This window comes from Nonlabens sp. Hel1_33_55 (genome assembly GCF_900101765.1).
Taxonomy (GTDB): domain Bacteria; phylum Bacteroidota; class Bacteroidia; order Flavobacteriales; family Flavobacteriaceae; genus Nonlabens.
Genome location: NZ_LT627735.1, coordinates 284,136 through 309,186, shown reverse-complemented (window position 1 = coordinate 309,186; position 25,051 = coordinate 284,136). Strand labels below are relative to the sequence as shown.

General features: G+C 36.6%; 22 protein-coding genes. 3 read left to right on the top strand and 19 right to left on the bottom strand.

Annotated elements, in window-relative coordinates:
* Window positions 1-4 precede the first annotated feature (4 nt).
* Window positions 5-1,087, bottom strand: coding sequence for a glycoside hydrolase family 99-like domain-containing protein (locus BLO34_RS01380; protein ID WP_090751922.1), 1,083 nt, complete (start codon window positions 1,085-1,087; stop codon window positions 5-7).
* Window positions 1,088-1,271: 184 nt separating this feature from the next.
* Between BLO34_RS01380 and BLO34_RS01375 the strand changes: the two genes are divergently transcribed.
* Complete coding sequence (locus BLO34_RS01375) at window positions 1,272-2,123, top strand: hypothetical protein (protein ID WP_090751921.1); 852 nt, start codon at window positions 1,272-1,274, stop codon at window positions 2,121-2,123.
* A 20-nt stretch (window positions 2,124-2,143) separates the two neighbouring features.
* On the opposite strand, the gene BLO34_RS01370 is transcribed toward BLO34_RS01375, so the two are convergent.
* The 18 genes from BLO34_RS01370 to BLO34_RS01285 form a co-directional block, all read right to left on the bottom strand.
* Window positions 2,144-3,007 carry a glycosyltransferase family 2 protein gene (locus tag BLO34_RS01370; protein WP_090751919.1) on the bottom strand — a complete coding sequence of 288 codons (864 nt, stop codon included), beginning with the start codon at window positions 3,005-3,007 and terminating at the stop codon, window positions 2,144-2,146.
* Between the two features lie 50 nt (window positions 3,008-3,057).
* Window positions 3,058-3,789, bottom strand: coding sequence for a glycosyltransferase (locus BLO34_RS01365; RefSeq protein WP_090751917.1), 732 nt, complete (start codon window positions 3,787-3,789; stop codon window positions 3,058-3,060).
* A 12-nt stretch (window positions 3,790-3,801) separates the two neighbouring features.
* Window positions 3,802-4,659, bottom strand: a complete 858-nt coding sequence (locus tag BLO34_RS01360; RefSeq protein ID WP_090751915.1) for a glycosyltransferase family 2 protein — start codon at window positions 4,657-4,659, stop codon at window positions 3,802-3,804.
* Window positions 4,652-5,440, bottom strand: a complete 789-nt coding sequence (locus tag BLO34_RS01355) for a glycosyltransferase family 2 protein (protein WP_090751913.1) — start codon at window positions 5,438-5,440, stop codon at window positions 4,652-4,654. The genes BLO34_RS01360 and BLO34_RS01355 overlap by 8 nt, the downstream gene beginning before the upstream one ends.
* Window positions 5,437-6,387, bottom strand: coding sequence for a glycosyltransferase family 2 protein (locus tag BLO34_RS01350; RefSeq protein WP_090751912.1), 951 nt, complete (start codon window positions 6,385-6,387; stop codon window positions 5,437-5,439). Before BLO34_RS01350 ends, BLO34_RS01355 begins: the two co-directional genes overlap by 4 nt.
* Complete coding sequence (locus BLO34_RS01345) at window positions 6,380-7,339, bottom strand: glycosyltransferase family 2 protein (protein ID WP_090751910.1); 960 nt, start codon at window positions 7,337-7,339, stop codon at window positions 6,380-6,382. The genes BLO34_RS01350 and BLO34_RS01345 overlap by 8 nt, the downstream gene beginning before the upstream one ends.
* Complete coding sequence (locus tag BLO34_RS01340) at window positions 7,339-8,115, bottom strand: glycosyltransferase family 2 protein (protein ID WP_090751908.1); 777 nt, start codon at window positions 8,113-8,115, stop codon at window positions 7,339-7,341. Before BLO34_RS01340 ends, BLO34_RS01345 begins: the two co-directional genes overlap by 1 nt.
* Window positions 8,112-9,113 (bottom strand): glycosyltransferase, encoded by a 1,002-nt coding sequence (locus BLO34_RS01335; protein WP_157686600.1) that lies wholly within the window; start codon window positions 9,111-9,113, stop codon window positions 8,112-8,114. Before BLO34_RS01335 ends, BLO34_RS01340 begins: the two co-directional genes overlap by 4 nt.
* A 281-nt stretch (window positions 9,114-9,394) precedes the next feature.
* On the bottom strand, window positions 9,395-11,107 hold the full coding sequence (locus tag BLO34_RS01330) for an FkbM family methyltransferase (protein ID WP_090751905.1): 1,713 nt from the start codon (window positions 11,105-11,107) through the stop codon (window positions 9,395-9,397).
* Window positions 11,104-11,850: an FkbM family methyltransferase gene (locus tag BLO34_RS01325; RefSeq protein WP_197672891.1), complete on the bottom strand. Its 747-nt coding sequence runs from the start codon at window positions 11,848-11,850 to the stop codon at window positions 11,104-11,106. The genes BLO34_RS01330 and BLO34_RS01325 overlap by 4 nt, the downstream gene beginning before the upstream one ends.
* Window positions 11,835-13,130, bottom strand: coding sequence for a polysaccharide ABC transporter ATP-binding protein (locus BLO34_RS01320; RefSeq protein ID WP_090751904.1), 1,296 nt, complete (start codon window positions 13,128-13,130; stop codon window positions 11,835-11,837). The genes BLO34_RS01325 and BLO34_RS01320 overlap by 16 nt, the downstream gene beginning before the upstream one ends.
* Before the next feature lie 11 nt (window positions 13,131-13,141).
* Window positions 13,142-13,990 (bottom strand): polysaccharide pyruvyl transferase family protein, encoded by an 849-nt coding sequence (locus tag BLO34_RS01315; protein ID WP_231959532.1) that lies wholly within the window; start codon window positions 13,988-13,990, stop codon window positions 13,142-13,144.
* A gap of 15 nt (window positions 13,991-14,005) precedes the next feature.
* Window positions 14,006-15,418 (bottom strand): DUF6056 family protein, encoded by a 1,413-nt coding sequence (locus BLO34_RS01310; RefSeq protein ID WP_090751902.1) that lies wholly within the window; start codon window positions 15,416-15,418, stop codon window positions 14,006-14,008.
* Between the two features lie 55 nt (window positions 15,419-15,473).
* Window positions 15,474-16,904: a hypothetical protein gene (locus BLO34_RS01305; RefSeq protein WP_090751901.1), complete on the bottom strand. Its 1,431-nt coding sequence runs from the start codon at window positions 16,902-16,904 to the stop codon at window positions 15,474-15,476.
* Complete coding sequence (locus BLO34_RS01300; RefSeq protein ID WP_090751899.1) at window positions 16,901-17,617, bottom strand: glycosyltransferase family 2 protein; 717 nt, start codon at window positions 17,615-17,617, stop codon at window positions 16,901-16,903. The genes BLO34_RS01305 and BLO34_RS01300 overlap by 4 nt, the downstream gene beginning before the upstream one ends.
* A gap of 16 nt (window positions 17,618-17,633) precedes the next feature.
* Window positions 17,634-18,488: an ABC transporter permease gene (locus tag BLO34_RS01295; RefSeq protein WP_090751897.1), complete on the bottom strand. Its 855-nt coding sequence runs from the start codon at window positions 18,486-18,488 to the stop codon at window positions 17,634-17,636.
* 12 nt (window positions 18,489-18,500) lie between these two features.
* A complete protein-coding gene (locus tag BLO34_RS01290) occupies window positions 18,501-20,963 on the bottom strand; it encodes a polysaccharide biosynthesis tyrosine autokinase (RefSeq protein ID WP_090751896.1) in 2,463 nt (820 codons plus the stop codon).
* Between the two features lie 3 nt (window positions 20,964-20,966).
* Entirely contained in the window at window positions 20,967-21,746 is a 780-nt protein-coding gene (locus BLO34_RS01285; RefSeq protein ID WP_090751894.1) for a polysaccharide biosynthesis/export family protein, read from the bottom strand.
* A 416-nt stretch (window positions 21,747-22,162) separates the two neighbouring features.
* On the opposite strand from BLO34_RS01285, the gene BLO34_RS01280 reads away from it, so the two are divergent.
* Both BLO34_RS01280 and BLO34_RS01275 read left to right on the top strand, forming a co-directional pair.
* Window positions 22,163-24,040, top strand: coding sequence for an ABC-F family ATP-binding cassette domain-containing protein (locus tag BLO34_RS01280; RefSeq protein WP_090751893.1), 1,878 nt, complete (start codon window positions 22,163-22,165; stop codon window positions 24,038-24,040).
* Window positions 24,041-24,247: 207 nt separating this feature from the next.
* Window positions 24,248-25,027, top strand: coding sequence for an O-methyltransferase (locus tag BLO34_RS01275; protein WP_090751891.1), 780 nt, complete (start codon window positions 24,248-24,250; stop codon window positions 25,025-25,027).
* Window positions 25,028-25,051: the final 24 nt, after the last annotated feature.

Here is a 25,051-nt window from a genome sequence, read left to right as displayed (position 1 = left end):
TCGTTTAGTTATTTTTCAGGACCTTGTTAGTTGTCTCCAAATAATCAAGACCCCATTTTGCACATGGTTCTAAATGATTGCCTTCTGCCCACTCATTCCAAGCATTTATAAATAAAAACGATTCTGGCATATCATTCCATGGATAGTTTGTCACGATGTGATCAAGCCATTTCTCATACTTCTCTGGAGTGGAGTCATGAAGGACAAAATATCCTTCCTTGCGTCTGGCAGTATTGTCCCAACCTGGAGTAATTCCTGGATACTTTTTTTCCTTAAAACTTTTGCTGATTTGTAAATCCACAAAATCATCGTAGTCATAAACCAAATCAAGACTGTTAGAGTCGTTTAATCCTAATTTATTCTTTGCCGCTCTTATATAGTTTTTCATTCTAGAATAACTAAGTGGTTGTGGTCGTTCTGAAAACTTAGGTTGAAAATCGATGCTGAAATCAAATATGCCTTGCTCATCTTCAAATGAGAGAGCGTTCCCTAGATATAGATCTGGAAATCCGGCTTTTTGAGCTTCATTTCTCCACAAAGATAGCGTGGCTGTCATGTCTGGAAAAAGGTCAGGTCGATAAACAATAAATACAGGTTTACCATCTACTTTGATATATCTATCGTCTTTAAAATATTCAAAAAGATGGTGGATATGGTTCAAATCATCCTCGCTGGAATACTTTTGTTCCAATAAAACATCTTTATCACCGCCATTCCAGACTCTGGTCCAGTTTTCATTTGCCCAACACATCATGAAAGGTAGGTCCTCTTTTTTATTTTGCCGCTTGCGATTTAATGGTGTTTCAAGTATTTTCTTACCCGTAAACCAATAGTGGTAATAACAAAATCCATAAATGCCATAATCCTTTGCCAGCTTTTCCTGTGCAAGTCGGGATTCTTCCAATCGTAAATCATAAAAACCTAAATCTGCGGGTAGATGAGGTTGATAATGTTCTTCAAACAATGGCCTTGCTTTCACAACATTGGTCCATTCCGTGAACCCTTTTCCCCACCAACCATCATTTTCAGGAATGGGATGGAACTGCGGTAAATGAATGGCTATAGATTTGATTTTGTTTTCAGGCATACGTAGATTATCTGTTTATGCACTATTTTCTAAGGCTTGCTTTTAAACAACAGTATATTTCTCCATTACCACTTAGATTTGTACCAATCCCTATTTCCGTTGAAGTTTTATCTATTGTCAATACGTGAGACTTTATCAGTATTGGGTATTTGGAATTTCAAGCTAATATAGAATAAAGAGTTTAATGGTCGATTATAATTTTTACGGAAGGCCTGATGGCATAGGCAACAGACTGGAGCAAATAATTTTATTGGAAGCATATTCGTTGAAAAAGAACATGAAAATCAACTATATATGGGAAAATAAATACGCCTATAGAAGTTATGATATTTTTCTAAGCGCAGATCGTGTTTCAATTCTTAAAAATGCACCAGCCTCGAAGGAATTAGAATTGAATGTAGATCCAGAAAAACAAAATCAACACTTTCAAAATTTAACTCAGAGAGAGGTTTTGGCAGCTGCCAAAAAAATCGAACCAGCATTTGATATTTTTTTTGAAAATGATATCAAACCAGTAGGTATCCATTTGCGAGGAACGGACCGTATAGGAAAAAACCACGATCACTTCATGAAAGATTATGAAGAGTTCAATCTTTACATCGCAAAAACAATTAACTTAATCAATACGCTTAAACCCAAGCATATTTTTATCTGTTCAGACCAGTCGTCCTACAAAAGGGTCTTACGGAAAAAACTGAATAAATCCATTAAAATAATTGATCCCATTTGCAGTAAGGAAGTTCCTGGTGAGTATGTTGATTTCTTTGCTTTGAGTCTATGTCAATCTATTTACATGTCATCTAAATATTCAACATTTGCAATCACAGCATCGATGATAGGAAACATACCCCTTATTTCTTACACTAGAAATGAAACAATAGCAGTACGACATAAGGCGCTATTTACTTACGATACTGATTTTGGGGGTTTGTCTAACAAGCAATATGTCAAAGAATACAAACCGTCTTTGTGGGCCCAACTGATTCTGAAATTGCGGAGAGCAAAAAAGAAGACCCTAAAATTCATAAACAAATAAAAAACTGCGTATTAAAAATATCAGCCTACGAATCTTGATTTAATTTTACGGTAATAACGCTTCGCCAAATTCCATAATGGAGACGTTTTCCTGTTCTGACGGGCTTTGATCTCTTTGCGCTTTATACGGATCAGTCGAACCATTATGACTTCATTCATCTTCAAAAAATAGTTTTCCAAAAAATCAGTGGCCTGCAAAAATCCCGCACGCATCTCATGAAAATTCGTACTCATTGAATTCGAGTGAATCCTATATTTTGCCAAAATTGATGATGTTTGTTTAATAGAATTTGCGCTATGAAACAACATTACCCAAAAAACCCAGTCCTCATGATTGGGAAGATCCTCGACGAACGACAGAGCATTATCTTTAACCAGAGAGGCTCTGAACAAAACACAGTGTGGTGGAAAGGATTTTCTATATTCCCAGTCTATGATTAAATCTCTCAGCAATTTGTCAGGAGCTAAGAAAGGAGGTAAATATCGATAGGGAGCTTTTTGTAAGGGATTTTCATGCATAAAGGGAAAATAATTGCAGATCGATACATCACTTTCTTTAATTTCATTCAATTGCACCTCAAATTTTTCCTTGTTAATTAGATCATCTGAGTCCAGTAGCTGTATAAAATCACCACGTGACTCTTTTAAACCTTTATTTCTAGCTGCACTCAAGCCGCTGTTATCCTGAAAATAGTACTTGAATCTTACGTCTTTTTTGACCCATCGCTCAGCAATTTGTTGCGTATTATCGGTGCTACCATCATTGACAATGATGCATTCCCAGTCCGCATATGATTGCTCATAAACAGATTCCAGGGTTTCATTCAGAAAGCTCGCTTGATTATAACAGGGAATAATGACGCTTATTAATTGCTCTGACAACATTCTTAAAACTTTTCAGGCTTATTCATGTTGAATAGGACTATTTCGATGAATCACCTTAAGGAAAACCAGATACTTACAATCCAATCAATGGTATAGCGTTTAATACTCGCCAGAAATCCCTTAAGTCCCGATAGAATACTCACATCCTGATGCCACAATTGATAATTCCCTACCAGATCATTTTTGAAACGGAATAGCTCCTGATTTTTGGATCTTTTGATTTCATAGCTGAAAATAGCAGGAACCAGCTCAATATCGTAACCGGCAGCTACCACTCGTGTAGTCCACTCCTTATCTTCAAACGTAGCTACATCTTCCTTGAAGGGATGCTTTTGCCATATCGCTTTCGCGAAAGCGGAACCAGAAAAAATCAGTCCAGATCGATTTGGATCCTGTTGTACGGTAACACCATTGATATAGTTGCGGTAGTCGCTGGAATTGTGCAGGCAGCGTATCCCAGCAAGGTTGGGATTTGCATCAAAGCTTTTTTTGATGAGCTTAAAAAAGTCATGACTTATGGGGTAGGAATGCGCGCTGAAGATAACGATTATAGGATGTGTGGCCTTTGAGGCGGCAAAATTTGCACTGCCACCATAGCTGAACTTTTCTATGGTTTCAAATCTTGCACCGTGATTCAGGGCAATCTGCTGGCTGTTGTCTGTGGAAAGGTTGTCGATTACTACAATCTCATCCACGTCGCCTGCATAGCGCTCTGTTAGATTCTTCAGCAGAAACCTGAGTGCGGGAGCTTGATTTTTAGTTCTTATGACGACACTTAGCATACTCTGGATAATCTATTTTTTTTTCCTCATCATGGAATAAATGTATCTCAAAGGCTTCAGGATGATACGGCCCAGTTTGTATTCCATGGAATTTTTGATCTTATTTTCACGGGCCTTAGCCGTTTCTAAATAGTGAAATTGTACTGATGTGAAATTATGAAAATCTGATTTGTACAGTTCTGGATGTTTTTGAATGATGTATTTTTTAGTGGATTCAAAATGGTTAGTCAGCGTATCTACCAGCATCGACTGCTTTGATTTTCTATAATAGAACAAAACCTCGGGAACGATTTTATAGGATTTGTTTTCTGCCTTTAGAATGCGTAACCAGAATTCCCAGTCTTCAAAACCTGTTTTCATCTGCTCGTCGTAACCACCTACATCTTCCCATGAAGACCGGTAGAAAAGTGAGGTTGCAATCAATTGGTTTTGGTACAGTATGTTGATGATTGTGGATCCTGCGGGTTGTAGGTTGAAGTAGGTATTCTGCTTTGACCTAGTAAAAAAACTTGTGTAACATGAAATGATGCACAACTGCTCATCCTGCGTCAATCCAGGGACAAGTTTTGAAAGATAATCAGAATGCAGTATGTCATCAGCGTCCAGTGGTAAGACCAGCTGCCCATTGCTGATCGATATTCCAGCGTTACGTGCAGATGACAAACCTCCATTTTCCTTTTCCAGATACCTAAATCGTGAATCCTGCGCCACCCATTCTCTTGCTATGGTAGCAGTATGGTCTGGACTACCATCGTTAACAATTATACATTCCCACTGAGTGTAGGTTTGCTGTAGGACTGATTCCAGCGCCTGAGCAAGAAAATGAGCCTGTTTGTAGCATGGTACAATTATGGAAACCAGTTTATCCATCAATTTTGTGGAGCAGTCCCCATTTGACAAGTGTTGTGATGATTCTTGAAGACCTCAATGTCTTCAATTGTTTTTTAAGCAAAACAACGTCCTTTATATCTTTAATGAACGGCGCATATCCATTCTGTAGCACCATCTCTCGCTCCTTTGTCTTGACACCATAATTTTTGGGGTCTGAGCTTAAACCACCTATGTAAAACGTGGAAAGAACTTCATCAACATGTTTATGGGAGCATCCAAACTTACAGATGGCATCCATAAAAAATTTCCAATCTGCACAAATGGTTAGATTGATGTCGTATAATCCCGCTTTCGCGAACGCGGAACGCCTTATAAATGTTGCTGGATGTGGCAGGGAATCCATTACAAAATAAGAGAAAGAGAGCTCGTCTGGGTAATATTTTATTGAAGTGGTTTTATTTTCTACAACCCCTAAATCAAAATAAACGATGTCCTTATTTCCCAGATGCGGTATTGCGTTTGCCAGACTGGTGGAAGAAGCGAAATGATCACCAGAATTAAGAAATAAGATATAATCCCCAGTTGCCGCCGCTATGCCTTTATTCATGGCATCATAAACACCGGCGTCCGGTTCACTTGAGAAATAGTCAATAATATCTTTCTTGCTCTCTATGTATTCTATACTGCCATCTGTGGATCCACCATCGATAATAATATATTCAAATTCTTGAAAGTTCTGCTCAAGAACACTTTCCATCGCCAATTGCAATCCTTTCAGATTATTATAGTTCACAGTGATGATGGATACTAGTGAATTCATTGATATAAAAAACTAAAAATCTGCTTGCGCTTTCTCACTATTGGAAAGTACTTAATCGATAAACTTGAAGTGAGTAAAATAGGGTTATTTATTATTAATTTCAACCAATAGATACTCTCCTGTAATAAATTTAGCCGCTGTTTAAATTTATGGTGCCAGAGCCACTGTAATAATAGATCTATTCGATCCATTGGTATCTCATTTTCTAAAGACCAAACAACTAACGATTCGAAAAGCTTAGGATTGTATTCAATATAAACCTCAGATTTATTAAACACGTTATCATCGTGTATTCCTCGCATTGAGGAGGGAATATCAATTATACTTGGGCATAATCTATATTTCAAGGATAACTTAAATATCAAGTCCGAATCTTGAGTTACTTTCAAAGACTCATTAAATAAACCTAGCCTGATTAAAGATTCTCTTCTTACTGTCAAACCATTCAAATGCAAATATCCATATTTACTGGATACAATACCTTCAAATAAATTCTCTGGCGCAAGTTTCTTTGATAATGTGTTTGGTTTGAAATGTATTTCTTCTCCTGGTTTTATTTCCCGATAGAAGTTAAATCCGACAGCATTATAAACTCCATCTACTGACTTATCCGTTAATATATTCAAATCATTTGTGAAACGTCCTTTCAAGAAATAATCATCAGCATCTAAAAAAGCTATTAGGTCATAATTTGCATTTTGAATACCCAAATTTCTAGTAGCACCTCTACCTCTGTTCACATTATTAGGATGAGTGAGAACTTTTATTCTATTATTACGAAAACTAAATGACTCTGCTATTTTTAATGTATTGTCCGTACTGCCGTCTTCAACAATGATAATTTCACCAACTTCTTTTTGAATCAAGGCGGATTCAACTGATTTAGAAAGAAATTTTTCTACATTAAAAGCAGGAATAATCACGGTGATTTTTTTATCTCTATGCATAATGCTTCTTTCGCTTAATACGATTTTTGATTCTTTTCATCAAAATGGTTATCGCATTGTATTTTATTTGCGAATTAAAAGTTTGAAACCTGAAATTTGAAAAAAGCAATTGGAAGCTAAATAGTAATTCTGCTAATATATTATCTTGCTCTTGACGTTTGATGATCCAAACCCGTTCCAATAAACACTCGCTGATACTTTTCGATTTGAAGTTTCTAGCATGCCACTTAAATAAGGATATGTAAAACTGGAGTTCAGAATTTTTATATGATGACTCTTGATTGAATATATTATTATCATGAACTCCCCTGACAGCTACAGGATCTCTCAATATACCAGGTAGAAGATCACCTTTCAAGGATAATTTCCAAATTAATTCAGTGTCCTCTGAAACTTCAAGTTTCTCATTAAAACCACCTACAGCTTGAATTAAAGATTTTCTAACCGTTAACGCATCCAATGAAAAATAACCGTCATTACCTGATATTAAGGATTCGAATAAGGCGTCTGGCTCAACAGTTTTATTTAAGCTTATTAGTTCAAGTTTATCTCTCTCACCAGGCCGTTCTTCTCGATAAAATTCAACACCGATGGCATTATAAACACCATCACAATCTATATTACCTTTCAAAATTTCAGAATCCCTTAAAAAACGATTCTCTAGGTAATAGTCATCTGCATCCAGAAACGCGATAAATTCTGATTTGGCGTTTTGAATCCCAAGATTCCTACTGGCAGACCTTCCTTTATTGCTATTATCCGCATGATGAAAAATACAAACTTGATCAATTTCAACGGACAGCCGTTTTAGTATATCAGAGGTTCCATCAGTGCTACCATCGTTAACGATAATTATTTCACGAACCTGCGGTAATTCTGAAGCAGATCTTACAGCCTTTTCAATAAATTGATCAGCATTAAAAACAGGTATGATGACAGAGACTTCAAACATTAAAATTTATCTAATAAACCCAATCGCTGCAGCCATTGTATTTTTTTTGATTTTCTGAGGTTACGCAGTATACGCTGCAACTTGAATTGATGCCTGATATCTTCAAGCAGAATTGGGAATTCCTTTTCCAAAATTAGCTTTCGTTCATTTTCCAAGGCTTTTCTATTCTTTTCGATAGAACTGATTCCACCAGTATAAAAATTGGAGAATGTTGTTGGAACATACTTATGAGAGGCATCATATTTCAGTACAGCGAGCGCAAAAAATTTCCAGTCTGCGACAATCTTCAAGCTAGCATCGTAACCGTTAAGTCTTTCAAAAAGGGACCTTTTCACAAAGGTTGCTTGATGAGCAGGTAAGTCATCGTAAATGTATCTAAAACTTAATTTTGCGGGTGCTTTCTTGATATTTGTCAAGACGCCATCGATAACATTAATATCGAAATATATCAAGTCTTCACCGTTGAGGTACGCCACAATATTTTTCAGTGCTGTTTTTCCTTCGAGGTCATCACCACTATTTAAAAAATAAAGGTAATCTGCTTTTGCCAGAGCAGCACCTTTATTCATTGCATCATAGATACCAACATCTAATTCACTTATGTAATTCGTAAACAAATCCGTATTTGCTTCGAGATATTCTTTACTACCGTCCGTTGATCCTCCATCGATAATTATATGTTCAAAATCTTTGTAAAACTGCCCTGCAACACTTTTCAGCGTACGTTGCAGACCTGTATAATTATTAAGATTGACAGTTATGATAGATAATTTCATATTTCGTTTTCGACTCTATTATAAAGCTTTACGTAGGAAGCTGCCTGAATCTCAAGACTGTATTTTTCGATAGCTTTTTGACTAATTGATTCGCGGTCAAATGTATTGGCATTTAAGAAAAATTCAGAAATAGCCTTAGCTAGATTTTGCGGAGAAATGTGTTTGACAAGTATTCCATTCTCCTCATCTATAATCATGTCGGGAATGCCGCCTATAGCAAAACCTATAACTGGAGTACCGCACATCAACGATTCTAAAACGGTATTAGGTAAATTATCCATAAGTGATGGAATAATGAAAACATCTGCAGCATTGTAACATAAACTCATTATTCGATCGTCTTTAATATGACCTAACAAATGAGTCTCGCATTGAAAATCATCTAAATCCAAGTCCTTAACATCGCCGGCAATACATAAAAGATGATTTTCTTGATTAATTAAACGTAGAGATCGCAGCAGAATCTTGATACCCTTACGTTCACTGTCAATCTTATCTGAAACAAAGAGAATAACAGACTTTTCAGTTTTAATGTTCAATACATCTCTTGCAACTTGCTTATCGTATTGTCTGAAAACCTTTTGATCTAAACCATATGGAATTCTATATGTTTCAAACCTACCCAATACCCGACTTTTTTTAGCCTCATTACAAAGCCAATTTGAGGGCGCTACCACAGTCAATCGGGTTGTTTCCTTCAAGGCCTTTATTTTATCGTTAACAATCGATTCGTAAAATGATTTATCATCTAGGTTGATAATTCTAGGTTTAAGTGTGTCACTTTCATCAATTCCAGAAAATTCCTCTTCATAATGCTCTCCTCCAGTAAATGGGTTCATATCGTGAAGAGTCCATACTAAAGGCTTTTTATTTTTAGTGAAGAAGGTTTGAAAGTTTAAAAATTCTGCAACCCAATGAAGATTAATTATATCAGCTTCTTCGTAAAGTATATTTCTAGTAAGGTCGAAATTTGAAGTTGGAAAAGAAAAATGTTCCAAATTTGAGGGACGTTGCTTCAAATAGTATTCTTGAGATAAGAAATACTTTCGAAATCGCTGAGGCAACAAGTCCAAAATTATGTACCTCCACTTATAATACTTTCTCTTGAAAACAGGATATGGTATTTGTGTCTCCTGAAAAGAATACGACTCTCGAACGTTCTTTAACTTGACCTTAAAAAGCAATTTGCTATTCACACCTGAATCCAACAATCCTTCATGCAATCGTATACAGGCGTTAGCGGCACCGCCATGGGAATACGTATTTATAATCAGAACATTCATAAGTGTTTTATTCCATAAATATTTAGCTGCATATCCATGTTATTATAGGTTTCTACCTTAATAAACGGTTGATGATTGTGGAGACCTGGAGAGTTTATAAATACTCTAAAACCATTAGAATAAAGAATTTCTAAAATACTATACAGCGTTTGATCTTTATCAACAAAGGAGTGATATTCTATAAATATTCTTTTCACATTCTCCAAAGAGTCTTTTATATCTACTAAAACCTTAGTCTCAGCACCTTCAATATCCAACTTTAGAAAGTCAACTGTTTTTTTAAGAAATGGTCCTAATGTACCGACTTTGATAGTTGAAATTGAACCAACTTGATTTTCATTTAAAACAACAGTTCCAGCATCTGCTCCTTCTTGAGAAAAAGAAATATCGCCATCATAATCGAGCAAACCGATATTATATAAATGAACATCATCATAATTGAAAGCATCAATATTACTTTTGAGAATTTCAAAGATTTTTGAATCAGGTTCAAAAGCTACCACGCGTGATTTGGGATGTAGATTTTTAAAATAAATTGTTGCTAGACCTACGTTGGCACCGCCATCAATGATATATGGTGTGTCTACATCTGATTTAAACTTGTAGATCTCTTTTTTAAAGATTTCATCATACATAAATAAGAAAGATGCGGAATCTGGTATAGTAACTTGCTTATTAAATAAAATTATTTGAGTATTCTTGTATCTAGGTATGTTTCTCAACCATTGATAAGGTTCTTTATCAATTTTCTTCCTTTTACGCTTGATATATTGTAGGATTTCTGGAGGTAAGAAATGATGAGCTTTTTGGTATAATTTAAATTTTAGGAAATGTAAATTAAAATTCTTTTTAGCTTGCTTTTCATTAAATTTCTTAAGCGTTTTAGTTTTTACAAATACTTTTTTACGTGTTGGGATAATATTGATTGCTTTGCTAATTACTTGATCATAATTCATTTTTGAATCATCATGTTCACAATGTTCTCCACTACCATCGAATCCTATATTATGAATCAACGAGGTATTGGGGTATAAAAAAACACCTTTATCTAAAAACATAGAGGTTTGAAATCTAACCGCCCAAGAATTGATATTACCGGCGACATGTGCCTTAAGCATCATATAATAGTCAATCGATCCAAATCTCATTTTTGAACCCAAATCTAATGATTCAATTTTTTCAAGTAAATGATTGCTATTAAAATTGATTTTATCCCACCTATCTGACCACGTACCGTATCCCCAAGAACTCATTACAGGCAAAAAAAAAGTTTCATCCTGAATTTCACCATAATGATCAAACTTATACCCAGAAACACCATAAACCTTTTTGTCTTTTTCGTAGACTCTTAAGGCTGTATTCATGAATTTTAAAAATCCGGAGTTTGTGACTATATCATCTTCTAAAATTATCGCTGCTTTGTGAAGTCTTAAAATATCTGAAACTCCTTCAATTACAGAATTTGCCAATCCTTTATTGATGTTGCTTTCTGAAATAATAACCCTGCCGCACCATTGCTTTTCTCTAATAATCCTTCGTACATGAATTATTTTTTCTCTCCCCTCAAGTAGAGCATTCTCCTTGTACGAATCAGAAAATATATATAAAGTAGAATTTTTTGCACCTTCATTTTTAGATAGAGACTCTAATGTTCTTCTTGTGTGATCAGGTCTATTGTAAACAAATAGAATTATAGGAAATAATCTCACGATCGTAAATTATCTTTAAAAAACAAGGTGTTAAAAGTTTTGGCAATTAGCACATAGTCCAGATCAGTAAGCTTTTTGTATAACTGTGATGTCTCGATTAATTCAGCAATGTCAGATCTTTTCAAATCTTCGATCAAAATAAATTTTGATCGGTATTTAGCCCAATCATTGGATAAAACAACTTGTAGATCCAACCCTTCAACATCGATGGTTATAAAGTCAATCATCTGGCCTTTAGGAAGATATTTGTCGAATATTATCTTCAAAGGTTTAGTTTGTACTATCTGCTTATCAATAATATTGAAGTTATTAACCCTACTTTTCAGATCTGCTTCCATTTTTGAAAATGTATTCAAAGCCGGCTCCTCAAACATATAATAAGTCATCTCATTCTCCATTTCTGAGACGCCACACTCGATATTAATATCATTAGGACGTTCTTTCAAAAATAGATCTTTAAAGCCAGGTCTTGCATCGATATTTATTCCTGTCCAACCTCTTAAATAAAACAAATAAGTATTAGAAAATCGTTTTGGATGATAAGCTCCTATGTCAACATAAAAGCCATCACTCTTCTCATCTAGATATCTACATAAAATTAAATCCTCGCCTTCTTGGGCATAGGATAGATTCTTGAACTTTTCTTTGTCCAATATTTTTTTATTCATCTCATTAAAGAACATGTTTTGTAGTCTCAATGGCGTAATTAACGATAGAAGCTGTTTAACTAATTGATTTCCCATTCTCCTTTTATTAAAAATGGTGTATTCATACTATTCGCTCCAGATTTACCAGTACCATAAAAATTACCTTTTTGAACGGCAAATTTACCGATAGGATTTTTAAGCCAATCAGATTCTGCTTTGTCATAAAGAATTCGACTTTTTATTAAATAATTACCCGCGCTAAATGGAAAATCGTCGATTAAACACTTCACCGTAATTGTTGATTGATCCGACGGCGTGATTTGTATATTTTGATAAGAAGAGTAAAGAATAGCCAACGAACTCATGCGCTCATCGTGAACAGAAAATCCCAGATCTATTTTTCCACCATCTATAATCTTACTTTCTTGAATAGATAACTCAAAACATAGTGCAATTCTTTTGCCTGATAGTAATGTTGATACAATTTCTGCAAATTCATTTTCTAGCCAAAACTTTCTAACCTTTACGATGCCTGAACCTGATCTATCTTCAAGATCGAGCAAATTGTTCTTTTCAATTTGTTCATTTGTTTTGAGATACAGTTCAATTCCTCTGTCTGTCGCACCATCATAAACTTTCAGTCCATTTTCCATAATGATTACTCTTGAACAAAGATTTTGAATCGATACCATATTATGACTAACAATAAGAACTGTTCTACCGCTAGTATTAGAAATATCTTGCATCTTTCCAATTGCCTTCTTTTGAAACTCAGCATCGCCCACGGCCAATACTTCATCGACCACTAAAATATCGGGCTCTAAAAATGCCGCAACGGCAAATCCTAATCTAACACCCATACCGCTAGAATACCTTTTTACTGGAGTGTCGATATACATTTGGCAACCAGAAAATTCAATAATATCATCGATTTTTGTAGAGATCTCGGCTTTGTTCATCCCTAGTATTGCCCCATTCAAGTAAATATTTTCCCTTCCGGTCAGTTCTGGATGCATTCCGGTACCAACTTCTAGAAGACTGGCCATACGTCCTCCTACTTTGACATGGCCATTTGTCGGACTTGTGACCCTTGAGAGAATTTTTAATAAGGTTGATTTTCCTGCGCCGTTTTTACCTATAATGCCTATAATCTCACCTTCATTAACTGATAAAGTTATGTCTTTTAAAGCCCATACGTAGTCCGAAGTTGCAGAAGCATTACGATCATTAACGGCTCCAACTTTAAGGTAGGGATCCTCTTTTCCTCTCATTTTTGCCCACGCTCGATTCAGGTCGTGGCTTAATGTGCCAGTACCTACGTTACCTAAACGGTATTGTTTGGATAAATCCTCAATTTTTAAAATGACGTCACTCATAAATTACTGGATTAAAACGGGCAATTTTTCATAAGCCCTTTTTTCAATGTACTTATAATTTGTGGGTTAGGTTGTTTATGCTGCTGTAATTCAAACTTTTTCAACCATTCCTCGATAGGTCTGTCGCTTTTAATTAGTTCTGCTGTGTAGGGTTCAATTCCTACAGACAGCATATAATCATGATATTTGACACCATCGCCATAAATGTTATCGGAAAACTTTACTTGAATCGCTGGGATCTGATATGCATGGGCAACAATGATCCCGTGCAGCGATGATGATAGTATTCTCTTGCATTTTAAAATTTCACTAGTCGTGAACTCAATATCGTTTGTCCTAAAATCAATGATTGAAATCGAATCATTTTTTTTGAACAGTATTTCAACAAGTTTATGATCGCTGATGTGCGGTATAATTCCCAACTCAAATTCCTTGTTAACCGGTGGATTATAATAATCTGGCAATAGAAGCGCCGGATCGCCATAAACCTCTGGACAATGATGGCCCAGATCAAGTAATCGCTTTCGCGAAAGCGGACCCCTAACTGCCATGAAGGTAGCTTTTGGAATTTGCGCGTCTCTATTGGCAATACCACTGCCCCATACGATACAGTGGCTCCCTACGTGTTCCAAAACGCTGCCAATGGTCACATAAACTGGTTTCCATAAGTTCTTGAGATAAAAACGGCTGGCACGTACCCAGTTTACTTGTTTGCCTGTGATTTTCTGGACGAGATATTTTCCCAGTAAATCACCATAGTTCTCGTGGTCCTTTTTCTGGATATGGCGCTCGCTCCACCAGTATAATCGTATTTTATTTCTAGTGCTGATCTCTTCTAAAGTTTTATTTTTCCTTGTCACTGTAAACGACACGTGTTATTTGCCTAATCTTATACTCAATAGATCCGGATCATATTTTTGATTGATATATTCAGTGTAATATCGATTTTGCCATGCTATGGGATCGGTTGTTATACCATCATAAGGCAATGTTCTTGTTTTATAAAGTGGTGGGATAGTTAGGTGGTTAGACCGATTGATTTTAACTGTCTCAACTCTCAATTTTCGATCTTGCTCCAATCTAGCAAATGATCCATCATAAAAATCCAAATATAGATTTTGAGTATTTACTGAAGTAAGGGTCGTAGCAAATAGTAATACCAGTACGGCAATTCTAGAAAACAGGCTGTTTACAAATGGCAAAATTGTCTGGTGAATCCTGTAGTAAATAATAAAATTTAAGCAGTTTGTAAACAGAATAAATAAGAGTAGGATCTGGATGAGGTTACCTACCCTGCCATTGTTATAGGAGACGCTTCCCATAGCATAATTGGGAGTGAAAAATATCAGAAATAGAGCTACTATGCTTAGCAACAACAAAAGCATAGGATTCAGAGATTGCAGATTTTTTGAAACTTTTGTCTGTGTTGCTACAAATAATGCTGTTGAACCTATCGCAATTAAGATCAATACATCGTTTAATGTAGTGAATTGGTTGAAAAGTATGGAAACGGTGTTTTTTAATGATAAAACAATAGAGTCAACAATATCTCCACCTGCAGCATAATTGTCTCTGCGATTGCTGCTACCCGTCGCAAGTATTACGATGGATGATGATACAAGTGCTACAATTTGGACTGCCAAAAGATGAACGTTTAGTTTTTTATGACTAATCCAGAATAAGATTAGACTTATGAAGATGACGTAGTTTGTCAACAATAAAAAAATTTCATTGCTGCCTGTTGCCACTATGGTAAAAAGAGCTGCTCCCACCACAGCTTTTTTGCTGCCTTTCCTAACATCAAACAAAAAGTAGCAGATCATCAAAAAACTCAAAAAGGAAAATGAGTAAACAGTAGTTGCCGCCATCCAATAAAAATACTCAACCAACAAGGGCATCTGGAAAATCATCAGACCAAACAATACCACTGCTACCAGATATGAATTAATATTTCTAAGTCGCACGCCAAAAGTTATACTCAAACGCTGCACAAACATTTTTATAACCCATGGAGTAATCAGGAAATTGAGTCCCAAAACTGTCTTTAAAATGGGTAAACTATATAAGGGCAAAAGGCTAATCATTGCATTTATATATCTTCCATTGTGCTGTTTCAACCAAACGAAATAATTGACACAATAATTATCAAAAAATAATATGGCTCTACCATAATCATCTTCAGAAAGGTCTACGTAATTCGTAACAAATGAAAAAGGCAAAAGCACAAAAAAGCATACTATGACGAAGGATACTAGTTTGATACCTATAAGCTTTCTTAGTTGTAGCATTGGAGTATAATTTTAATGTTTAAAAATCAAAGCTTTTTGAAAGCCCTGTCATACATTACAATTCAGTATCGCTCTTTTCGTACTGCAAAACTATAGACTGAATATTTATTTCATATTTATGATTCACATATTCGACGTATACTCGATTATACCAGTGTTTTGAATCCTCGGTAATATCCATATAGGGTAGAGTGTTGGAATGTGAAAGCTTAGGAACTTCAACTTTACCGTTCTTTGCCTTCAATAATATTCGAGTTCTCTGGTCAATGGCTCCTTCGACTACTTCAAACCTATTCTCATTAAAATCTTGATACAGCCCTCTTAAATTTTCATCACGGAATGAAATGAAAATTATGAAAACCACAAGAAGGCAAGTATAGCCGTAGTAATATTTAGAAATATTCCATCTGATCCCTTTAGATAAAATATAGATTCCAAAATTTATAGCGTTTATCACTAATGTCATCAACAAGGAAATCTGTATTAGGTTTGCTATTCTACCGTGGTTGTAACCTATGCCGCCTGTGGCATAGGCTGGAACAAATAGTACCAAAAAAATTATTATTAAACTGAATGCAAGTAAAATAATTGGATTTATGTATTTGAGCCTTGAACTATTCACACCTTTAGAACTGAATAGTCCTATTGAAAAAATAATTAAAAGAATAACCGTAATATCTTCAAAAGAACTGAGCTGATTGAATAAAAGAGATAGGGTTGCTTTTATTGATTGCATGGTAGCGTTAGCAAAATCTCCTCCAGACTGGTTTATTGCCTGCCTGTGTGAAGTACCGGAGGCAAAGATCACTATAAGCGAGGACAGCAGCACACATAATTCAATTATCAAATATTTAAATAAAATCATTTTATTCATCAGAGCATAACGTAGAATCTGAATCGTCAATAAAAAATTGATAATTAGAATAAACATTTCATTGCTACCTACGCAAAGTAAAGAGCAAAATACAGCGCCAAACAGAGCACCCTTTTTAGATTGATGAATACCTAGTATAAAATAGATAAGCATTAAAAAACTTAAAAAAGGCAAACTATAGACAGTCATGGCAGCATACCAATAAAAATATTCTACAAGGAGAGGCATTTGTATGATCATCATAAAAAAAAACATCATACTCAATAATAAAATTGAAGATTTTTCAATTTGCAACCCCACAAATTTTAAATATTTTTTGAGAACCAGATATAATACTACTGGATGCAATAAGAAAATTAGGAGAAGAATTAACTTGATTGATGTCATTGAAGAATAAATAGGTAATAATGCAATCAAGGCATTAAAAAATCTACCATTATGGGCAGACATCCACCAATCAAAATTTTGCGAGTAATTTTCAAAGTTTGAATAGGCTCTTCCTAAGTCATCCTGCGAAAGCTGAACGTATTCAAAGACCATCCCAAAAGGCACAACAACAATTGTGAAAATTATTAAAATTACCGTCAAATTTCCAAGTAATCTCTTTTTCAATTGTAAGCTCTATTTATTTTATACAACTGGTTTGTCAAATGAAGTGCACTTTTGAAAGTATAATTTCTTTTAGCATTCACGCTATTTAATTCATGCAACGAAACCTCATGAATCCATTGATCTGAACGTTTCTTATAATTACGAATTCTTAGTAAAATTTCTAAATCAAATAACCAACTGGAAATAAATGGTTTTTCAAATATGTGAACTATTTCTACCCTTAGCATTTTACAACCACATTGTGTATCAACAATAGGATTATTAAGCCTAAGTAGTTTCTGAGATATTAAGGATATCATCTTGCTTCCTAGATTTCTAATGAAAAATCTTTTTTCCTTATTTCTGTTAGTTCTTCGAGATATAACTATCAGTGACCGTGGGTATGTAGAAATCTTTTTAGAGAGCTTGATAAGCTGATTTAATGGTATTTCAAGATCTGCATCGATAAAACTAACGTACTCGTATCTATTAATATCGATCCGTTTAATAGCAGTTCTTATTGCTTCACCTTTACCAACATTCTCAACCACGTTAAAAATAGAACACCTTTTTACATTACTGAAACTTCTGGTTAGAAGTTCAAATGTATTATCGTTGCTTCCATCATCAACAAAGTAGAAGTGATAGTTTGAATTTTTTTCAATGAAATCCTTGAATTGATCAGCTTTCAAACGATGGGCCTCGTTAAAACAGGGAACTACTACTGCTATCATTGCATTAATATTTTCATCAAACCGTATCTATAAATGTTTTCTCTGTCTTGTTGAATACAATCAAGCCAATTAAAAACAGGACCGTTCCCACAAAAAATCCTACATAGATTCCAGTCCAGTGAATAGGCAACGAGCCAAACCACAAACTACGATAGCTCTCAATAACATGGGCGATAGGATTCCATTCTACGGCCCAATAGTACTCCTGTAATTTATTTTTTGCCTCTTCTAATGAATACATCACAGCACTGAGGTATAATAAAAGACTCAAACCAAAGCCTATCAATACATTTAGGTCACGGTACTTAGTCGTCATTGCAGATAAGATAAGACCTGAACCCATTCCCATCAAAATAACGTTGAGTAGCACCAGCAGGATCAACGGCAGAGCAGTACTGGGCAAAATATCCATTCCATTTACATAATAATAGACATAGAATATCACCAATATAATCAACTGGATTCCAAACTTGAACAAGCCAGAAAGTACTCTTGATGCTGGCGCAATAAACCGTGGGAAATATACTTTACCAAACAGGCCGGCATTTGATGTAAAGGCACTGCTTGAAACACTCAAGACTTCCTTAAAATAGCTCCAGAGAGTAAGTCCGGTAAGATTAAAAAGAAAGTTGGGAATGGCTCCATTATCTATTCCCGCCACCTCGTTGAATACTAAGGTAAAAACCACACTTGTGAACAACGGCTGTATCAAAAACCACAAAGGGCCCAATATGGTTTGCTTATAGGCAGTGGTAATATCCCTTTTAATAAATAAAACCAGTAAATCCCTATATCTCCATATTTCCTTGAAATTCAGGTCAATAAGCTTTCCCTTAGGCTTAATTTCATATAACCACTCTTGATTTTCCATTAATGGCTGTAATTAATTTCGCTTTCGCGAAAGCGAAAACAATTGTTTGATCCGTGTTTTCAAGCGATAAGCTGCCGTTTGAGGTGCACTGTCTTGATGATATCCATTACCATAGGCACCGTAACCATATCCGTATCCATACCCATGTCCATATCTCGCACGGTCGTTGAAATAGTTGAAGAGCATACTTACGTTACCCAATTCCTGTTTAGAATACTTATCGTTTAAAATATCCAGCATTCCTTTTTTAGTATAACCTTGACGCACTACATAAAGGCTGGCATCTGAATGCTTTGAAATCTCCATGGCATCTGCTACTAATCCTAAAGGTGGCGTATCCAGAATAACATAGTCGTAGGACTGCTTCAATTCCTCTAGCATTATGGCGGTTTGCTTATTCAATATAAGCTCGCTGGGATTGGGTGGTACCGGTCCAGATAAGGCTAGGTCCAGATTTTCTATTCCTGAAGATTTGACAATCTCGTTCAACGTGGCATCCTTTACCAGATAGTTTGAAACACCTATCGTATTATCAATGTTGAAATCGTCAAATATCTTAGGCTTTCTTAAATCTAATCCTACTAGTATGGTACGCTTGCCACTTAAGGCAAAAACTGTCGCTAGGTTGATACTGGTAAAGGTTTTCCCTTCACCACTAACACTACTGGTCACCATAATTGTTTTGGATTCTGACGCAGTATCCTGATTGTATATAAAATGGAGGCTGGAACGCAATCCCCTAAAAGCTTCTGCTATGGCAGACCTAGGCTTCTCAAAAACTACTAGATTATTATCGTGTTTTACCTGTCCTATAACGCCAATTAGAGGGACTGGAGATAACCTTTCCAACTCCTTAGGTGAATGGATAAATGTATCCAGCAAGGTCAGTACAAAAGCCACTGTAACCGGAATCGCAATACCTATCAGCAACGCGATTAAATAGTTAATATTAGTATCTCGCTGGCTGCCGCCCTGACCGGTGTCTTTTGCCTCGTCAATGATATAAACATCTGATACATTGGCTGCTTTGACTAATTCAGCTTCCGCACGTTTTGCCTGAAAAACATTGTAAGCCTGCTGAGTTATATCAAACTGTCGCTGGATTTTTAAGAACTCCTGCTGTTCTTTAGGCAATCGCTTGATCTGGCTTTCCAATCTACCTATCTCCCTATTGATCTGGCCCAGTTCATTTTCTAAAAGCGAGGTGCTATTATCGATGTTTTCATAAATTACCGTTTTCAAAGCATCTATCTGCCTATCAATATCTCTGAAAGCCGGTGCATCTGGCTTTAAACTAAATTCCAATCGCTTGCGCTCTTCAGATAGACCGATGAGCTGACCTATGAAACCACCTATACTACCTTCAGTAATTCCTACAATAGATGGAGCCTGTATAGCAGTATAGTCTGAACGCCGCTTTAAATATGTATCTAAGGTCTCATAATAATTCAACCTATTCAATAAGTCACGCTTCTGAATCTCAAAACCGGTCAGTTTTGAATTGAAATCAGTGCTTTGAGAAGTGGCATCGATAAGCTGGGTGTTATCTCTGAACGCCGCTAATTCCGTTTCTGACTCTTTCAATAATTTACTTTGCTGCTGTAGACTGCTGTCGATGTATTTTATAGTGCTGACGGCAAATTTATTTTTCTTACGTAATTCCTCAGTAACAAGTACCTCGCTACTCTTATTAATGTAGTCGATAAGGCGTTTCTTGTTCAAACCCTGCATACTAAGGCTCAAAATAGAAGATCCTGTAGGTTGTTGACTAACAGCGATGCCTTTGTATCGCATAACGGTCCCCCAATAGTTGCCTAGGTTAAACAGCCATTCTCCTGTCTTTACCTGCTCTGAGGTTCTCTCTATAGTAATATGTAAAAAAGGCAGGTCAATTTCTTCTCCAAATTCAAATATCTGCTGCCATTCTCCTTGAGGGGTTTCTACAGAGACCCATTCCTTTTTCACGAAGTCGAACCCACCAGCTGTAGTTCCGCTGAAAGGAGCACTCAGTTCAAAGCGATCATTGTCCAGGACTTTGATTCTAATGTTTTTCTGATACAACTGAGCATAGGAAGTATCAACAAAAACAAAAAACGGAGTTTGCTTATAAGCATCAATGTTATAATAATCTCCTTCCTTGATATAATTGACATAATATTGCAATTGATCCACCACAACCTCTGCATGAGATCTAGATTTGAACTGTATAATCGCTGTGGTAACCTTATCTGTAGTACCGCCCCAATTAAACGTAAGGCTTTGATTACTTGTAAACAGCGGGTTGTTATTATCCTTGATGCTGATCAGGGATTCAATTCTATAAAACGTCTGTATAAATTGGTTCTTATAATAGGCATAACCCAATCCTATAGCCATGCATATTAAAAAAAGCCACCATAACTTCAATAGCTTTTGAAGAAACTGTTTGACATCAAAAATGCCCGATAATGCGTTAACTTCATTTTCTGCTTCCATCTGCTATCTAGTTAACAGTAATATTCCAGCCGCTATTGTTCCTACCAGTGAAAAAATGGTGGAAAAAGCAGATAGCCCAGTAGTCCCTATTCCTATTTGTTTTTGCGGCAATGGATCCACAACGATCATATCATTGGGCTGTATATAGTAATATGGTGAGTAAACAACATCCAGTGTGGTGAGATCTACCTCATGTACCTTGACACCGTCAGGATAATTACGTACAATTTTAACGGCGGTGAGATCTCCTGTGGCTGGGACACCACCACCAGCAGCAATTGCTTCAATAATATTGACCTGTTCTCTTTGCACAGATTGAATTCCAGTACCGCTTACCTCGCCTACCATCGTAAAAGATATACCAGCCAGCTTGACTGTTAGGAACAGTTCTTCTTCCTGTTTGAAATATTTTTCCAGCAGGATGTCTTTCAGTTTATCCTGCAACTCTTCAGTAGTAAGGCCTATTGCTTTGACAGTACCTATTTCTGGCAGTCGTATGTCTCCTCTGAGGTCAACACCATAACCGTTGACGCCTGCACTGCTCACAGACTCACCACTGGCCGGCGAGAAAAGGGTTGTCAGCCGTTCATCAGCACTTTGATACAAATTGATATTAACAACATCATTCACCTGCAATCGATAAGGTGGTTGTAAACGTCGCACCATCATCAGGCTGTCATTTACAGTTGACTTGGATTCCTGCAGGTACGTGATCTTAGATGTAGGTACACAGGAGGCAATTGATAGCAATAGGATGATTAGTACCAGTGTCGATTGACGCATAGGGAAATTGGTAATTGCCTGTAAATATAAAATTATCTTAATAGATAGCCTATTTTAAAATGTGCTCTACACTTGAACTTGCAATTCGTCGATTTTATTGTTTGCGTTGCGTTATTAAATTCCGCTTTCGCGAAAGCGTGCTCACTTAAATCCCATTAACCACAAAACACATCTAGCAAGTGAAATATCAAAATGCAAGTTGGCTTCATAATTCATTAATAAGACTTTAAATAGGTTGACAATGTAGGAGCAATCGATTGGCTTATAATCTAATATTTCATCCTATTGGAAGTGACCACCACCTTTCATTTTAGGATTTAATTTCAGATAAGTATCAGACCAACCATAATTATTGCAAAGAAGATGTCGAAGCCTTTAAATGAATTAGCTTTGCAACCCATTATTGAAGGTATTCCATGAATTATTTGAGTGTTGAAAATGTATCACGCGCCTTTGCGGATAAGGCGTTGTTCGAGAATGTATCGCTAGGTATTAACCAAGGTCAAAAGATAGGCTTTGTCGCAAAAAACGGCTACGGTAAGACCTCGCTACTCAACATCATAGCCGGAAAAGAACAACCCGATAGCGGTAGTGTGAATCGTCGCAATGACCTGCGCATGGCTTTCCTCTCTCAGGAACCAGATCTGAACCACAACCAGACTATTGAAGAAGTCATTCTTGCTTCAGACATTCCTACCATTCAAATTATTGCCCGTTATGAAAAGGCAATGGAAAATATGGATGATGCAGACGCCTACCAAAAGGCATTTGACCAGATGGAATCTGCTCAAGCATGGGATTTTGAGACTAAATACAAGCAAATTCTCTCCAAGCTTAAACTGGACGACCTTTCTCAGCAAGTCGGGAAGTTGAGTGGTGGTCAGAAAAAACGTATCGCCATGGCGATTGCTCTATTATCTGATCCACAGTTGTTGATCATGGATGAGCCTACCAACCACCTGGATCTTGAAATGATCGAATGGCTGGAAGAATACTTTAAGCAGGAAGATTATACGATTCTTATGGTGACTCACGACCGTTATTTTTTAGATCGTGTATGTAATGAAATTATTGAGTTGGACAACGGTAATCTTTATACTTACAAAGGCAACTATTCCTACTATGTAGAAAAGAAGGAAGAGCGTCTGGAGATTGAGCAAACCACTCAAGAAAAAGCACAACAGCTTTTCAAAAAAGAACTGCAATGGATGCGTCGCCAACCTAAAGCACGTACCACGAAATCCAAATCTCGCATCGACGATTTCTACCAGATCAAAGAAGCGGCCTCCAATCGTCGTAAGGAACATAACGTAGAGTTGGAAATCAATATGCAACGCCTAGGCACCAAGATTGTGGAACTTCATAGCATCTCAAAGTCCTTTGGTGATAAGAATTTGATAGAGAATTTTGATTATAATTTCCAGCGTGGTGAGCGTGTGGGAATCATAGGGAAAAATGGAACTGGTAAATCCACCTTTCTCAACATCATTAATGGTGATCTAGCACCAGACAAAGGAAAGGTTACCATAGGTGAAACGGTCAAAATAGGCTACTACACTCAAGGCGGAATAGACATCAAACCTGGCCAGAAGGTAATTGATGTCATCAAGGCATACGGCGAATTCATACCGCTCAATAAGGGTAAAATAATTAGCGCAAGCCAGTTGCTGGAGCGTTTCCTTTTTGACAACAAAAAGAAACATGATTTTGTCGAGAAGCTAAGTGGTGGTGAACGCAAGCGCTTATATCTATGTACGATCTTGATCCAGAACCCCAACTTTTTAATTCTGGATGAGCCAACCAATGACCTAGATATTCCAACACTCAACGTTTTGGAGAATTTCTTGATGGATTTCCCTGGTTGTATTATCGTGGTAAGTCACGATAGGTATTTCATGGATAAGATTGTCGATCACTTGTTGGTCTTCAATCAATCTGGTGAGATCACAGATTTCCCAGGAAACTATTCGGACTTTAGAGCTTATGTGGGAACAACCGATATTGCTTTAGAAAAGGATGCTGCCAAAACTCAAGAAGCTAAACCAGCACCTAAACCGGTAGTAAAATCGGCGCCAGCAGGTATCTCTAGAGAAGATCAAAAGGAGCTGAGTCGTTTGGAAAATAAAGTGAAACAATTGGAAATCGATCGTAAAAAGTTGCAAGACAGCTTTCTTGACGAGTCCATCGATCCAGAAACCATGACTGAAAACAGCATCAAATTAGGAGCTGTTAAAGAAGAACTGGAAGAGAAAGAAATGGAATGGCTGGAATTGACGGAGCGGTTGGGCGTTTAATTATGAGGCGGCTTTAAGGAGACATCAATAAAGGAGACCCTGAAATATATTCAGGGTGACAGGCTGAAAAAAACCCTAAAACCCTGAAACGAGTTCAGGGTGACAGGATGAAACAAACCTATATACCCTGAAACGAGTTCAGGGTGACAGGATGAAATAAATCTAGGGTGACAAGAAACGATGTATCGCAATACCTATTTTTGAATCGTGCTGCACCAACTCAAACATTACATCATCCACCGATGGAAATCGGTTCACCTGCATGGGATCCACTCGCCTTTTGTATTTGAATTTAGTCGCGATTGCTTAAAGGATGATCGTTATTTTGAGGAGTATGAGAAGTTTTCACGCTTTCGCGAAAGCGTAAAAAATAATCCACAGCAACTACAAATTATTGATCACGGCGCTGGCAGCAGGGTTTTCAAAAGTAATTCTCGAAGTACTTCAAATATCCTAAAGCACAATTGCAGTTCCTTAAAACAGATGAAGTTGCTCTACCGCATAGGTGATTATTTCAAGACAAAACAAGTTTTGGAATTGGGAACTTCACTAGGAACTGGCACCATTTCATTGTCCCTAGCTGCAAATCAAGTGCGTACGGTAGAAGGCAGCGCAGAGGTTGCTAGTTATGCGCGAGAAAGGTTTAGGGAATTCAAACTTGAAAACGTTCAAGTATCACAGCAGACCTTTGACCAGTTTTTTAAAGAATTGTCGAATACCAGATCAGAAGAAAGATATGATCTCATCTACATTGATGGCCATCACGACGGCACGGCTACACTGGACTACTTTGAAAAGATTTTGCCGCATTGTCATGAGGATACGGTGGTGATTCTGGATGATATATATTGGTCTCAGGGAATGACTAAGGCTTGGAAAAAACTTCAAAAACACTCAAAGGTCACAGTTAGCATCGATACGTATGATTGGGGAATCATTTTCTTTAGACCACAACAAAGACAACAAGCTTTTCATATCAAATTGTAACGAGCGGCATGTTCCTGCGTCCTA